The organism is Methylophaga muralis (genome assembly GCF_001720165.1).
GTDB classification, from domain to species: Bacteria; Pseudomonadota; Gammaproteobacteria; order Nitrosococcales; family Methylophagaceae; genus Methylophaga; species Methylophaga muralis.
This window is the reverse complement of sequence record NZ_MCRI01000022.1, coordinates 24,307-39,568: the sequence shown is the minus strand read 5'-3', so window position 1 is coordinate 39,568 and position 15,262 is coordinate 24,307. Positions and strand designations below refer to the sequence as shown.

Below are 15,262 nucleotides of genomic sequence, written 5' to 3'. Positions count from 1 at the left end.
TCATTACGAAGAGCGAATCGCAACTAATTTGTTAGCAAACATAAGAATGGACTTTTTTAACGAAAACCATTTGCACTGCAATTTTTCATGTGAACCACATCTCAAAATTGGACAGGATTATTTCCTATTTAATATTTTTGCCAATTTCCCCTATGGAATAAATCTAACAAATTATTTTATTCTTTGATTGCAGCTCGGATGAGCTGAATTCAATTAATACAAGGAGCATGGAAAGATGTTTAAGAAATGGATTATTTCTTTATTGTTGGCGTTTTCACTATCTTCATTCGCTGCATTTGCAGCAGATAAAATCAATATCAATACAGCATCAGCTGATGAGTTACAGTTGCTGAATGGTGTGGGACCATCTACTGCCAATGCTATCGTGCAATATCGTGAGCAAAATGGCGCTTTTGCCAGTGTCGAAGATCTGGTTAATGTTAAAGGCGTTGGTGAAAAGAAGGTGGCTGGTTTAGCAGAGCAGGTAACGGTATCTGACTGAACTATAGTTATTAAGATTGAAGAAGGTGAGGCTAAATACCTCACCTTTTTTTGTGTCTCTAAAAAGCGACAGAGGTCGAGACAACCGATTCTGCTTGTATCACCAGTTTGTCTTTCAGTTCTTCATTCAGGTTTTGCTTTTCTGCTTCAGTTAAAGATGGTCATCGCTGTTGGTAATGAAAAATACGTCTTCCACCTGATCCCCCAAAGTCACCATTTTGGCATTTATAACTTGAATCTGATGCGTTAGAAAAACCTGTGCTACGGCAGAGAGTAATCCTGGCCGATCGTGGGTATATAACTCCATAACTGTATGGTCTAGCTGTGAGTTGGTCGAAAAATTTATAACGGGTTCAGTTTTAAACAATTTGGAAATACGCGGCATTAATTGCGGCTTGTACCCAGAGGTCAGCTCTTCACGGGCAAGTTGTTTGTTTAGCGCACTAATGATGTCTTCGTAGCGTTGTTGAGCCCCATTCAGGATAAAGGTATTTAGTGCTTTTCCGTCACTGCTGATATTGATTTTTGCATCCAGAATATTCAACTGCAATTGTTCCAGGCAGGCGGTCATAGCGGCAAACAAGCCACGACGATCATTTGCGAAAATAAATAATTCGAGGGTGTGTTGATCATTATGTTGGCGTACCAGAATCAGTGGTTCTTGATCGGGTTTTTCTAAGCGACCATTGCTCTGCCAGACGATTTCATCAACTGTGTGTCGCAGAAAATAATCCAGATCGTATTCATGCCATAAAGTTGTAATTTTTTCATCAGCCCAGCCCATTTCAACCAGCTTATCCAGTGCAAGCTGGTATTTTTTGAGACTCTTTTCCTGGGTGTTTTTGGCTTGGACTTCTGTGTGTTCAAGCCATTGATAGGTACTGTGATACAACTGTTTGAGCAGTGAATCACGCCAGCCATTCCACAAGTTATTGTTGGTTGCCCGAATATCCGCGACGGTTAAAAGATATAAATGATTTAAGCGATTGACGCTGCCGACCAGTGCAGCAAAGTCCTGAATAACTTCGGGATCTTCCAGATCTTTCTTTTGGGCAGTAGAGGACATCGCTAAATGATGACGAACCAGAAAGGTGACTAAGCTGGTGTCGTAATCACTCAAATTATGCTGAGTACAAAATTGTTCTGCGTCCTGCACCCCCAAAATACTGTGATCCCCACCACGCCCTTTGGCAATATCGTGATAAATACCGGCAATGTAGAGTAATTCGGGTTTAGGTAGTTGATAAAATACTTCGGAGCATAATGGAAATTCATCTTTGAATTCGGGGCAGGAAAAACGCCGTAAATTACGCACCAGAAACAAGGTATGTTCATCGACTGTATAAGCGTGAAATAGATCATGCTGCATCTGGCCAACAATTCTGCCAAATTCTGGCAAGTACGCACCTAATACACCGAGCTGATTCATCCTGCGAAATTCATGGGTCACGCCTTTAGGTTGACGAATGATTTCCATAAACAAGCTGCGATTTTTGATATCAGCACGAAAGCGTTCATCGATTAAATGCAGATGCGCATGGATCTGACGGATGGTCGAGGCGCGAATACCTTTAATATGTGGATTTTGTTGCAGGATTAAAAACACTTCCAGCAATGCATAGGGATAGTAAGCAAACATACCGGAATTGATGGTTTCCAAATAGCCGTTATGTGATTGAAAGCGACGGTTTATCGGTTCAATATCCCGTGGCTCGTCGGCCAGAATGATATTTTCTTCAAATAGCTGCAATAGCAAGGCATTCATCTGACTTACCGCACGAACTGTTCGATAATAATCTTTCATGAAATGCTCAACGGCCATCCGGCTGTTGGTTTCAACGTAACCTAACTGTTTCGCCAGTTCACGTTGATGATCAATCATCATTTTTTCTTGTTTTCGGCCGACCAGATGATGCAATGCAAAACGTACTCGCCATAAAAAGCGGCGTGATTGCTGCAGAATATCAAACTCACTTTCTGCCAGAAAACCTTTTGATTTCAAACCTTGCAGGTTACGAACATCAAAATGTTGTTGGGCGACCCAGTTGATAACTTGAATATCTCTCAGCCCACCGGGCGATTCTTTCAGATTGGGTTCAAGATTATTGCCGGTATCGTTGTATTTATGATGACGCTGGATTTGCTCTTGTTTTTTACGCTCGTAAAAAAGCCGGTTGTCCCAGGTTTTGTTAGAAACCGTCAGTTGTTGTAACTGCTCAAACAAAGTTTTATTACCGGATAAAAACCGTGCTTCCAGTAGATTGGTGGCAATAGTGATGTCATCTTCGGCCTGTTGCCGGCATTCGCCAATTGTGCGAACACTGTGACCTATCTCCAGGCCAATATCCCATAGTTGAGTCAGAAAAGTTGATAATTCAGCGGGTGGTGTTTCGGCTACTGAATCATCCAATAAAACCAGTAAATCGATATCAGAGTGGGGGTGTAATTCGCCGCGACCATAACCACCCACAGCGATCAAACTGACCGTGGTTTCCGACGCCAGATTTTTTTGCCATAAAAATTGCAGCACTTCATCGACAAAATGCGATTGTTGATGAACCAGCCAATCAATATCAGCTTGGTCTTCAAAAAAGCATTTTTTTAAATGCTGTGAGGCTTGGGCGAGAATATCTCGACAGCCAATTGCATTATCTGTCTGGCCAAATTCCCAAACAGATTGTGCAGAAATTGCCATTATTGGAGGCTCCTATGAGCGTTCTTCATCCCGAAGGGTTAAGATTTCATGACCGTCTTCTGTCACCAGAATAGTGTGTTCCCATTGGGCGGACAAAGAACGATCTTTGGTAACCACGGTCCAGCCATCAGGCAGCTGTCTGACATGGCGTTTACCGGCATTAATCATCGGTTCGATAGTAAAAGTCATGCCAGCTTGTAAAGTCATCCCGGTATCTGGCGAACCATAATGTAAAACCTGAGGTTCTTCATGAAACACCTGACCGATACCATGTCCACAATATTCTCTGACAACCGAAAAATGCTCGTTCTCAGCGTGCTGTTGAATAGCATGACCAATATCACCTAATTTGATGCCCGGCTTGACCATATCAATTCCGATCAACATACATTCACGGGCAACTTTAGATAGACGTTGAGCCAGAATAGAGGTTTTGCCTATATGAAACATTTTGCTGGTATCACCGTGATAACCATCTTTGATAACAGTGATGTCGATATTTATGATATCGCCGTCTTTGAGTTTTTTTTCTCCGGGAATACCATGGCAAATCACATGGTTGACCGAGGTACAAATAGACTTTGGAAAACCGTGATAATTCAGCGGGGCAGGAATGGCCTTTTGCTCGTTAACAATATAATCATGGCAAATGGTATTTAGTTCATCGGTAGTAATGCCCGCAACCACATGTGGTTCGATCATGGTCAAAACATCCGCGGCAAGTTTGCCTGCCACACGCATTTTTTCAATTTCTTCGGCTGTTTTAATGGTCACGCCCATGCCAGATCCTGATTGCTGTTAACGGTAAAAAGACAAGACATAGTTTGCCGTAAAAACCAGTCAACTGCCAGCTAAGTGGCGGAATCAAAGCGATATAGTGATGGTGCTTTGTTTTAGTTGTTAACTGTGGAATAATATGCGCGCCTTAGCAAAGGCAAAATCACACACGTGCCGACACAGTTTTCGGGGTGCTGTCTGAAAATTCAGATCAGTCGATAGCTGGGGTACGTGGAGGTTTAACCCCATATATATAGGTATAAAAATGGCTAAAATTACAATGCGCCAAATGCTTGAAGCTGGCGTTCACTTCGGTCACCAAACACGTTACTGGAACCCAAAAATGGGTCCTTTTATCTTTGGTAAACGTAACAATATTCATATCGTGAACTTAGAGCACAGTTTGCCTATGTTCAACGACGCACTCAACTACGTCAGCAAACTGGCTTCCAAAAAAGGCCGTATTCTGTTCGTTGGCACCAAACGTGCTGCGCAGGATGCTATCCGTGAAGATGCTGAACGTTGTGGCATGCCTTACGTCAACCGTCGCTGGTTAGGCGGCATGCTGACAAACTATCAAACCGTTCGCCAATCAATCAAACGTCTTGAAGCAATTCAAGCAATGATTGAGTCAGGTAAAACTGAAGGTTTGAAAAAGAAAGAAGTGCTTAACCTGTCCCGCGAGCAAGAGAAACTGGAAAAAAGCATCGGTGGTATCAAGAAAATGGGTAACCTGCCGGATGCTTTGTTTGTAATCGACGTTGATCATGAACGCATCGCGATTCAAGAAGCCAACAAACTTGGCATTCCAGTAATCGCAGTTGTTGATACCAACAGTAATCCTGATGGTGTTGATTACGTTATTCCTGGCAACGACGATTCAATGCGCGCTATCCGCCTGTATACAGCAAACATTGCTGATACCATTCTGGAAGGCCGTGCATCTGTCACCACCGCTGATGCTGGTGATGAGTTTGTTGAAGTTGCGCAAGAAAATGCTCCAGCTGCAGCTGAATAAGCTCGGCTAATGACTTAAGCAGGCTCGCTGAAAAGCGGGCCTGTGTCGTATGTGTGGTCTGAAAAAGACCGTTCACAAAAATTGATTTTTAAGGGTTACAAAAAATGGCTATAACTGCAGCTTTAGTAAAAGAACTGCGTGAGCGTACTGGCTCCGGCATGATGGAATGCAAAAAAGCATTGGTAGAATCTAACGGCGATATCGAAGTAGCGATTGAAGAAATGCGTAAATCTGGTCTGGCTAAAGCCGACAAAAAATCAGATCGTGTTGCTGCTGAAGGCGTTATTGCAATCGAAACCAGTGCTGATAACAAACAAGCAGTAATGCTTGAAGTGAACTCAGAAACTGACTTCGTGGCAAAAGCCGATGATTTTGTTAATTTCGTTGATGCTGTTGCGAAGAAAGTGCTTGAAGCTCAACCTGCTGATTTAGACGCGTTATTGCAATTATCATTAAGCAATGGTGAAAGCATCGATACTGTTCGCCAATCATTAGTCGCAAAAATTGGTGAAAACATTCAAATTCGTCGTTTTACGTTGATGAATGCAGAAGCTGGCGTGATTGGTGCCTACCGTCATGGTGATCGCATCGGTACTTTGGTTCAATTAAACGGTGGCGATGAAAGCTTAGCAAAAGATTTGGCAATGCATGTTGCCGCCAGCCGCCCGCAAGCAGTTTCGGCTGCAGAGCTGCCTGAAGAGTTGTTGCAAAAAGAACGCGATATCGTGGCAACTCAAGCACGTGAAAGCGGCAAGCCTGAAGCGATTGTTGAAAAAATGATCGAAGGCCGGATGAGCAAGTTTGTTAACGAAATTAGCCTGCTGGGCCAAGCGTTTGTTAAAGATCCAGATGTTACCGTTGAAAAACTGGTCAAACAAGCTGGTGCAACAGTTGAAGGCTTTGCCTGTTTTGAAGTTGGTGAAGGCATCGAGAAAAAAGCAGATAACTTTGCTGAAGAGGTTATGGCTCAGGCACGAGGAAATTAAATTATGACAACATCGGGAAGTCAGCCAGTTTACAAGCGTATTCTGCTCAAGCTGAGTGGTGAGGCTTTAATGGGAAGTGCCGAATACGGCATTCAACCCGAGGTGATTTCCCGATTTGCCCAAGAAATATCTGAACTGAATGCCCAAGGTGTTCAGCTGGGTATTGTGATCGGTGGTGGCAATATTTTCCGTGGCGCAGGTCTTGCGGCTAGCGGCATGGATAGAGTCAGTGCCGATCACATGGGCATGTTGGCAACGGTATTAAATGCGCTGGCACTGCAGGATGCTTTGGAACGTAATGGAACATTCTGTCGTGTCATGTCTGCAATCCGTATACATGAAGTGTGTGAAGATTATTTGCGTCGTCGGGCGATTCGTCATTTGGAAAAAGGCCGTGTAGTGATTTTTGCTGCCGGTACTGGTAATCCATTTTTCACTACCGATTCAGCAGCCAGTTTACGTGCAGTTGAAATTGGTGCTGAGCTGATGCTCAAAGCCACCCAGGTTGACGGTGTTTACAATGCTGATCCGCGGAAAAATCCAGATGCTGTTCGTTACGATACTTTATCGTACGATGAAGTCATTAATAACCGTCTCGGCGTGATGGATACTACTGCTGTAGTCATGTGTCAGGAACAGAAAATGCCTTTACGGGTATTTGATGTTCATCGTTACGGCAATCTGACTGACATTGTGTACGGAAAAAATGTTGGAACATTGGTTAAATAGGACAAATCATGATTAATGATATTCAAAAAGATGCAGCAGACCGGATGCAAAAAAGTGTTTCCGCTCTGAGCACTGCACTGGCGAAAATTCGTGCCGGACGAGCACATACCAGTTTATTAGATCATGTCACAGTGCCATATTACGGTTCTGACGTTCCATTAAGTCAGGTTGCCAGTGTTGGTATTGAAGACTCAAGAACACTTACAGTGGCACCTTGGGAAAAAAATATGGTGTCAGTGATCGAAAAAGCCATCATGACATCTGATTTGGGCGTCAATCCAAATAGCGCTGGCATGACCATTCGTATTCCGATCCCTCCATTAACCGAAGAACGTCGTAAAGATTTAGTTAAAGTTGCTAAATCTGAAGCTGAAAATGCTCGTATTGCGGTGCGTAACATTCGTCGTGATGCCAATGGTAGCTTGAAAGATTTATTAAAAGACAAGGCAATTTCTGAAGACGAACAGCGTGGTGCAGAAGAAGCCATTCAAAAGTTAACCGATAGCACCATCAAACAGATTGACGAAGTGCTGGCAGAAAAAGAAACTGATTTGATGGCGGTCTAAGCCATTTCGGTTTAGCCATTATTGATGAAATCTTCCAGCCGTTCTATCCCCAGACACATTGCCATCATCATGGATGGCAATGGTCGCTGGGCAAAACAACGGCTACAACCCCGTTTTATGGGACATCGTGCAGGTGTCAGAGCAGTGGAAGGGATTGTTAAGCACTGTGTTGCTACCGGTGTTGAAGTCCTTAGTCTGTTTGCCTTCAGTAGTGAAAACTGGCGTCGGCCCGGCAAAGAAGTTAATTTGTTGATGGAGTTATTCAGTCACGCCTTGGATAACCAGGTCAAACGTCTGCATAAAAATAATATCCGTCTAAACATTATTGGTGATATCGGCCGGTTTTCGGATTCATTGCAACAACAAATTGCCGATGCAACAACGTTAACCGCTGCTAATGACGGTCTGATTTTGAACATTGCTGCCAACTATGGCGGACGATGGGATATTACTCAATCGGTTCGGCAGATTGCTGACAAAATTAAGTCTGGCGCACTACAACCCGAACAAATTGATGAAACGCTTATAGCCAGTCATCTGGTGACTGCTGAACTACCTGAACCGGATTTGTTTATTCGTACTGGTGGGGAGCAACGCATCAGTAACTTCCTGATGTGGCAACTTGCTTACACCGAGTTGTATTTTACTGAGAAGCTTTGGCCTGAATTTAACGCGCAGGATCTGGACGCTGCCATTGAGTCTTTTTCCAGCCGCGAACGTCGTTTTGGTCGAACATCAGAACAACTTACGGGGCAAGAAGATGCTTAAACAGCGTTTATTAACTGCCGCAGTGCTAATCCCAATCGTTATTTTGGCAATATTGTTATTACCCAGTGTTGGCTTTATCGCTTTATTAGCTGTTATTGCCTTGATGGCAATGTGGGAATGGCTTTCCATGGCAGCAATGAAGCCTCTTACTAAAGTTTTATCAAGTGTGTCGTTTCTTGCCGTGCTAGTGGTGTTGTTTACCATGGCAGACATACAAAATGTTCTGCTGACTGGTTTAGTTTTCTGGTTACTCACCAGCCTCATCATTGTTTTATTTGCTCATCGACCTTTACCTGGATTTCTAGCACGCTGCTTTCATAACAAATTATTCACCTATCTGCTAAGTATGCTGGTCGCGCTGTTGTTTGTTTATAGCGCGGTATGGCTGCATGGACTGGCGAACGATGGACCGGTTTTAGTGCTATATGTTCTGGTCAGTGTTTGGCTGGCAGATACTGGCGGCTATTTCGCTGGTAAACGTTGGGGAAAACACGCTTTAGCTACTGCCATTAGTCCGAATAAAACATTGGAAGGACTGGCTGGAGCAATGATATTGGTCGCTGTATGGAGCGTGATAGCCTATCTCATGGGTATTGCTGCAAATTTATCACTGATAGCCTGGATAGGTATCAGTCTGGTAACTGGACTGATTTCAGTCAGTGGGGATCTATTTGAGAGTCTGTTTAAACGTAGCTATCAGATAAAAGACAGTGGTCATTTACTACCGGGTCATGGCGGAATGCTGGATCGGGTTGATAGTTTGTTAGCCGCAGTTCCATTCTTTGCCGCATTAATGTGGCTGACAGGTCAATTCTGATGCAGCGCGTTACTATCCTTGGCTCTACAGGGTCAATTGGCATCAGCACCTTAGACGTATTACAACGTCATCCTGATAAATATCGTGTCTACGCACTTGCAGCAAATAAATCAGTTGATGGGTTGTTTGAACAATGCCAACAATTTAAACCTGCAGTCGCCGTGATGTTATGCCCTGAGTCGGCTGCACAGCTCGAAGAGAAGCTTCGCAATGCTGGATTAGCCATTAAAGTACAAAGCGGCATGCAAGCGCTGGAAATGATCTCAAGCACCGAAGAAACTGATGTTGTGGTCGCCGCAATAGTCGGGGCTGCCGGGTTACTGCCGACGTTGGCCGCAGCCAAAGCAGGTAAACGAATCTTGCTGGCCAATAAAGAAGCTCTGGTAATGAGCGGCGCCTTATTGATGAGTGAAGTCCAGGCAAATAATGCTGTTTTGTTGCCTGTTGATAGTGAACATAATGCTATATGGCAATGTATGCCAGTGGGCGATACTCAGCAGTATCATTATGAAAATAAAGGCATCCGCCGCATTATCCTTACAGCATCTGGTGGACCGTTTCGTGATTGGAATATTGCTGATTTAGAAGATGTAACGCCTGAACAAGCTGTAGCGCATCCCAATTGGTCGATGGGGCAGAAAATCTCAGTTGATTCCGCCACCATGATGAATAAAGGGCTAGAGGTCATTGAAGCCCACTGGCTGTTTGGCATGTCGAGTGACAAGATTGAAGTCGTATTACATCGGCAAAGTATTATTCATTCAATGGTGGATTACGTTGATGGATCGGTATTAGCGCAAATGGGCAATCCTGATATGCGCACGCCTATTGCCAATACTTTGGCCTGGCCGGAACGTATTGACTCAGGAGTCGAGGCGCTGGATTTAGTCAAAGCAGGACGACTTGATTTTGCAGCAGCGGATTTTGAACGTTTTCCCTGCTTGGCTCTTGCGTATCAAGCTTTAAAGGCTGGTGGAACCAGTACCGCTATCCTCAATGCTGCCAATGAGGTGGCTGTTGAAGCATTTTTGAATCGTCAGATTAAATTTACCGATATTGCTCGGATTATCGCTGAGGTTTTAGAAATAATCCCCTCAACAGCTGCAGATTCATTGGAGCAAATATTGTCAGCCGATGAAATGGCCAGAAAAGTGGCTCATCAACAAATGCAGGTTTTATGCAATCACTGATATTTTTCATCATCGCACTGAGCTTGCTGGTCGTTATCCATGAGTTTGGACATTACTGGGTGGCACGCCGCTGCGGGGTAAAAGTATTACGTTTTTCGGTTGGCTTTGGACAAAAACTCTGGTCAAAACAATTAAAAAATGGCACTGAATTTGTTATAGCAGCCCTTCCTTTAGGTGGCTATGTAAAGATGCTGGATGAAAGGGAAGCACCAGTAGCCGAGAATGAACTGGAGCAAACCTTTAATCGCCAGCCTTTGAGAAACAGAGTGGCGATTGTTTCTGCTGGACCTATTGCTAACCTGTTATTTGCCGTGTTTGCCTACTGGATGATTATGGTCATCGGTGTGCCGGGTATGAAACCGATTATTGCAGAAGTCACTGCAAATTCACCGGCCGCTGCAGCGCAATTGTATGCGGGCGAAGAGATCATTGCCGTCAATGGTAAGGCTACCCCAACCGTCAATAGCTTGTTTCAGCAATGGTTAAGATTGGCCCAGTCCGGTGAAACTATCACCCTGACCACTCGTAGTGCTGATGTCGAAACGAATAAACAGCTGACTTTACCCAAGCTTGGATTAGATGATGCAGGGTCATTATTCAATCAGATTGGCATAACCACTGTACAACCAGAAATGCCACCCGTTTTAGATAATATTGTGGCCGATAGCCCCGCAGAAAAAGCCGGATTACAAGCGGGAGATGAATTAATTTCAGCCGATGGCAAAACACTGTCGAGCTGGCAGGCCTGGGTCAGCTTAATTCAAAGCAATGCTGATACGGCGATGAATATTGAAATTCTTCGCAATGGCGAGATTCAGCAACTCGTTATTACCCCTGCAGCAGATGAAAACGGTGTGGGGCGAATAGGGGCGGCAGTCAACACGGATGCATATGAAATTCCTGCCGAATTAAGATCGGAATTACGCTATGGACCATTGGCTGCAATCCCGCAGGCTTTCACACAAACCTGGCAATTTAGTGTCACAACCTTGAGTGGTCTATGGGGAATGCTGGTCGGTACCGTTTCCAGTGACAACCTTGGCGGACCCATTGCCATCGCACAGTTTGCCGGCGATTCAGCGCAGCAGGGCTTGATTGCCTTTATCAGTTTTTTAGCCATGATAAGTATCAGTTTAGGTATTTTGAACTTATTACCAGTGCCAGTACTTGATGGTGGTCATTTGCTGATGTATTTTTTTGAATGGATCCGCGGTAAACCCTTACCGGAGTCGGTACAAATCCAAGGACAAAAAATAGGATTATTTTTGATTTTGCTGCTAATGGTATTCGCTTTTACAAATGACATCGTTCGACTCATTGGCTAATGCGCACATTGCAGGTACACTTACGATTTCTTCGGCTGACTGACTGTAAAATAACAATGAAACAAATCATCACAGCATTGACGCTCATCTGGTTATCCTCCGCAGCTTGGGCCGAGGAATTTATCATCAAAGATATCCGGGTGGAGGGTTTACAAAGGATCTCTGCAGGCACGGTTTTTAACTTCTTGCCAGTTAGGGTTGGCGATGAACTGACAGAGAATGATGTAAGAGGCATTATTCGCTCACTGTTTAAATCAAAATACTTTAATGATGTTGAAGTTGAGCGTGATGATGGTGTCTTGGTTATCAAAGTCAGCGAGCGTCCTGCGATTTCCAGTATTGAGTTTGTCGGCAACAAAGATTTGGATAGTGATGAGCTGACCAAATCATTACGTCAGATTGGCTTTGCAGAAGGTCAGGTTTTTGAGCAGGCCATGTTAGAAAGGGTTGAGCTCGAATTGCAACGTCAATATTTCAGCCGTGGTAAATACGGCGTCACCATTGACTCTGAAGTCACTCCCTTATCACGTAATCGTGTAGCCGTCCGAATCAATATGGCTGAGGGCGTGGTTGCCACCATCGGTGAAATTAATATTGTTGGTAATAATTCTTATGATGATGAAGAGCTGCTCGGTGAATTTGAGTCAACTACCGGTGGCTGGTTATCTTCATTAACCAAAGACAATCAATACTCGCGCCAAAAACTATCTGCTGATCTTGAATCACTTCGTTCATTTTATCTGGACCGTGGTTACGTTGACTTCACCGTAGAGTCAACGCAGGTAACGATTTCTGATGACAAAAAACAGATGTTCATTACCATTAATATTGCAGAAGGCGAACGATATAAAATTAATGAAGTAAGACTAGCCGGTAACCTTATTGTGCCGGAAGAAGAGTTATTTGATCTGGTCACCATTCGTAAGAATTCTGTGTTCTCTCGAAAAGCAATAACTTCAAGTTCTGAAAGATTGACAGATCGTTTGGGTAATGATGGTTATGCGTTTGCCAACGTAAATGCTGTTCCGGACATTGATCGTGCTACCCGCGAAGTTAATCTCACTTTCTTTGTTGACCCCGGTCGTCGTGCTTATGTTCGCCGCATTAATATTTCTGGTAATAGTAAAACCCGTGACGAAGTTTTACGTCAGGAAATGCGTCAACAGGAATCGGCATGGATCTCAACCGGACAGGTCGAGCGTTCGCGTGAACGAATTGCCCGTTTAGGCTATTTTGAAGATGTTAACGTTGAGACATTGCCTGTAGCAGGGACATCTGATCAGGTAGATCTTGATTTCAATGTAACGGAAATGGCATCAGGCAGTTTGTCAGCTGGTATTGGTTATTCGCAATCTGACGGTATTATCTTTAACGCCAACGTGACCCAAAGAAACTTCTTTGGTAGTGGTAAACACGTTAGTTTTGGTTTTAACAACAGCCGAGTGAACACGGTTTACAGTTTTGGTTATACCAACCCGTTTGCTACGGTTGATGGCATCAGTCAGGGTTTTAACCTTTTCTATCGTGAAACAGATGCCTTTGAGGCTAATATAGCCAGCTATACAACTGACGTGTTTGGTGGTGATATTAACTTTGGTATTCCGATCTCTGAGAATAACCGCATTAACCTTGCGTTTGGTTATGAAAATACTCAATTGGATATACCGAGTGATAATCTCATAACCCGTTATGATGATTTTATTGCACAGGAAGGTGATTCATTTCATGCGTTTCCTGTGACAGTTGGTTGGTCAAGTGATACGCGCAATAATGCTATCTTACCGACCCGCGGGATGTCGCAAAGTGTTTCTGCCGAAGTTGCCACTCCAATCGGTGATTTGCAGTATTACAAACTGCGCTACCGTAATAACTGGTATACCCCTTTAAACGAAACCTTTACCTTTGCCATGAAAGCAGATCTTGGTTACGGTAAAGCGTACGGTGACACGGAACAATTTCCATTCTTCCAGAACTTTTATGCTGGTGGTATCCGTAGTGTACGTGGTTTTAGAGCGAACACTTTGGGCGTCAGAGAAGACGATCGCCCTCTCGGTGGTAACCTGATGGTTACTGGTGGAGCAGAAGTTATTTTCCCAATCCCATTTATGAAAAAAGCTTTACGCTCTTTCCGCTTGAGCACCTTCGTGGATGTGGGTAACGTATATGATGTCGATGAAAGCTTTGATGCTGATTTATTAAGATATTCTGCCGGTTTATCAGCAATCTGGATTTCACCATTTGGCGCAATGTCGTTTAGTATTGCTGCTCCGTTCCGCGATCAGCCTGATGATGAAACCGAAATATTCCAGTTTTCTCTGGGATCGACATTTTAAATTTAACTATCGGAGTTAAGAGTGAAAAACATCAAGATTGTTGGCCTGTTATTGGCATCTTTAATGGTCAGCCCTGTTTATGCAGCTGAAATGAAAATCGGCGTTGTTAACGCCAGTGTTGTATTAGATCAGTCTCCACAGAAAGAACGTGCTTTAGCAAGATTGGAAAAAGAATTTTCAACTCGCAGCAAATCACTCGAAAATAAGCTCAGAGAAGTTCGTGCAGCTCAGGATAAATTGAATCGTGATGCAGCCGTGCTAGGCAATGACGAACGTCAGGCCCAAGAACGTAAAATTATTAACGACCAACGTGAATTGAAACGTTTGCAAGATGAATACAGTGAAGACTTATCTATCCGTCGTAACGAAGAGTTGCGTAAGTTAGAAGAAGAAATCGCCGAAACTATCGTCGAACTTGCTAAAAAAGAATCTTATGACTTGGTACTTTATCAAGGCGTTATCTTTGCCAGTGAACGGGCAGATTTGACCGCTAAAGTGCTGGAAAGATTGAAAGCGAAATAAGAGTCATCGTGTGGTTTGGACGTTAGCACAAATAGCATCTGAAATTGGTGCGCAGCTGGTAGGAAATGCGGACAAAAAGATAACAGGTGTCGGTACCTTGCAAAATGCAAAGGATACCGACATCAGCTTTTTGGCCAATACCAAGTATCGTCAATATCTTAAATCTACTTCTGCCGGTTGTGTGATTGTCTCACCAGATGATTTGGCCGAGGTGAAAACCAATGCGTTGGTCATTGATGATACTTATGTTGCCTATGCTAGAGTTGCCTCGTTGTTATACCCTGAAGAACTGCCTGATAACGGTATTCATTCCAGTGTAGTGATTGGCGATAACTGTAATATCGCTAATTCTGCCAGGATTTCTGCACAGGTATTTATCGGCGCCAATGTTCAGATCGGTGACAATGTTGTTATAGGTCCCGGCTGCATTGTTGAAAATGATGTCAAAATTGGTGCTGATACCCGTTTGATGTCAAATGTGACGTTATGCCGAAAAGTTAGCATTGGTCAACGAGTTCGTATTCATCCCGGTGTGGTTATTGGTGCAGATGGTTTTGGTATAGCTAATGATAAGGGCAAATGGTTAAAGATCCCTCAGGTAGGTAAAGTTATTATCGGGGATGATGTAGAAATCGGTGCTAACACAACTATTGATCGTGGAGCAATTGATGACACTATCATTAGCAATGGGGTCAAATTGGACAATCAAATTCAAATTGGTCATAACGTTTTCATCGGTGAGCACACTGTGATTGCTGGTTGTGTAGGCATATCAGGGAGTACTCGTATTGGTTCTCATTGTGCTATTGGTGGTGGGACTGGGATAGCCGGGCATATTGAAATCACTGATGGGGTTCAATTAACAGGTATGAGCATGGTGACCAAGTCAATTATGACTGCAGGGACCTATTCTTCAGGAATTCCGGTAGAACCTACCAGAGATTGGCATCGAAACGTAGTTCGTTACAGACAACTAGATAAGTTAAACGACAAAATAAAACAATTAGAAGCCAAGTTGAATCAATGAATGTTTTC

At 43.7% G+C, this 15,262-nt stretch carries 14 protein-coding genes; 12 read left to right on the top strand and 2 right to left on the bottom strand.

Going from position 1 to position 15,262, the window contains the following annotated elements:
- Window positions 1-235: 235 nt before the first annotated feature.
- Window positions 236-502, top strand: coding sequence for a ComEA family DNA-binding protein (locus A9E74_RS09585; protein ID WP_069296406.1), 267 nt, complete (start codon window positions 236-238; stop codon window positions 500-502).
- A 150-nt stretch (window positions 503-652) separates the two neighbouring features.
- On the opposite strand, the gene glnD is transcribed toward A9E74_RS09585, so the two are convergent.
- Complete coding sequence (glnD, locus tag A9E74_RS09580) at window positions 653-3,196, bottom strand: [protein-PII] uridylyltransferase (RefSeq protein ID WP_245652133.1); 2,544 nt, start codon at window positions 3,194-3,196, stop codon at window positions 653-655.
- Between the two features lie 12 nt (window positions 3,197-3,208).
- The gene (gene map, locus A9E74_RS09575; protein WP_069296405.1) at window positions 3,209-3,976 is read right to left on the bottom strand and encodes a type I methionyl aminopeptidase; all 768 of its coding nucleotides are present in this window, start codon (window positions 3,974-3,976) and stop codon (window positions 3,209-3,211) included.
- Between the two features lie 262 nt (window positions 3,977-4,238).
- Here map and rpsB point away from each other — a divergent pair, with 262 nt between their 5' ends.
- The 11 genes from rpsB to lpxD all read left to right on the top strand — a co-directional run bounded on the left by rpsB (window position 4,239) and on the right by lpxD (window position 15,254).
- Window positions 4,239-4,991, top strand: coding sequence for a 30S ribosomal protein S2 (gene rpsB, locus A9E74_RS09570; protein ID WP_069296404.1), 753 nt, complete (start codon window positions 4,239-4,241; stop codon window positions 4,989-4,991).
- Window positions 4,992-5,095: 104 nt separating this feature from the next.
- Window positions 5,096-5,977 (top strand): translation elongation factor Ts, encoded by an 882-nt coding sequence (gene tsf / locus A9E74_RS09565; RefSeq protein ID WP_069296403.1) that lies wholly within the window; start codon window positions 5,096-5,098, stop codon window positions 5,975-5,977.
- Window positions 5,978-5,980: 3 nt separating this feature from the next.
- Entirely contained in the window at window positions 5,981-6,706 is a 726-nt protein-coding gene (gene pyrH / locus A9E74_RS09560) for a UMP kinase (protein ID WP_069296402.1), read from the top strand.
- An 8-nt stretch (window positions 6,707-6,714) separates the two neighbouring features.
- Window positions 6,715-7,272: a ribosome recycling factor gene (gene frr, locus A9E74_RS09555; protein ID WP_069296401.1), complete on the top strand. Its 558-nt coding sequence runs from the start codon at window positions 6,715-6,717 to the stop codon at window positions 7,270-7,272.
- Between the two features lie 24 nt (window positions 7,273-7,296).
- On the top strand, window positions 7,297-8,040 hold the full coding sequence (locus A9E74_RS09550) for an undecaprenyl pyrophosphate synthase (RefSeq protein ID WP_069296400.1): 744 nt from the start codon (window positions 7,297-7,299) through the stop codon (window positions 8,038-8,040).
- Complete coding sequence (locus A9E74_RS09545) at window positions 8,033-8,857, top strand: phosphatidate cytidylyltransferase (RefSeq protein ID WP_069296399.1); 825 nt, start codon at window positions 8,033-8,035, stop codon at window positions 8,855-8,857. Before A9E74_RS09550 ends, A9E74_RS09545 begins: the two co-directional genes overlap by 8 nt.
- Window positions 8,857-10,047, top strand: coding sequence for a 1-deoxy-D-xylulose-5-phosphate reductoisomerase (ispC, locus tag A9E74_RS09540; protein ID WP_069296398.1), 1,191 nt, complete (start codon window positions 8,857-8,859; stop codon window positions 10,045-10,047). The genes A9E74_RS09545 and ispC overlap by 1 nt, the downstream gene beginning before the upstream one ends.
- Window positions 10,035-11,372 carry an RIP metalloprotease RseP gene (gene rseP, locus A9E74_RS09535; RefSeq protein WP_069296397.1) on the top strand — a complete coding sequence of 446 codons (1,338 nt, stop codon included), beginning with the start codon at window positions 10,035-10,037 and terminating at the stop codon, window positions 11,370-11,372. Before ispC ends, rseP begins: the two co-directional genes overlap by 13 nt.
- A 56-nt stretch (window positions 11,373-11,428) precedes the next feature.
- Window positions 11,429-13,705: an outer membrane protein assembly factor BamA gene (gene bamA / locus A9E74_RS09530; RefSeq protein ID WP_069296407.1), complete on the top strand. Its 2,277-nt coding sequence runs from the start codon at window positions 11,429-11,431 to the stop codon at window positions 13,703-13,705.
- Window positions 13,706-13,726: 21 nt separating this feature from the next.
- The gene (locus tag A9E74_RS09525) at window positions 13,727-14,227 is read left to right on the top strand and encodes an OmpH/Skp family outer membrane protein (protein WP_069296396.1); all 501 of its coding nucleotides are present in this window, start codon (window positions 13,727-13,729) and stop codon (window positions 14,225-14,227) included.
- Window positions 14,228-14,237: 10 nt separating this feature from the next.
- Entirely contained in the window at window positions 14,238-15,254 is a 1,017-nt protein-coding gene (gene lpxD / locus A9E74_RS09520; protein ID WP_069296395.1) for a UDP-3-O-(3-hydroxymyristoyl)glucosamine N-acyltransferase, read from the top strand.
- Window positions 15,255-15,262: the final 8 nt, after the last annotated feature.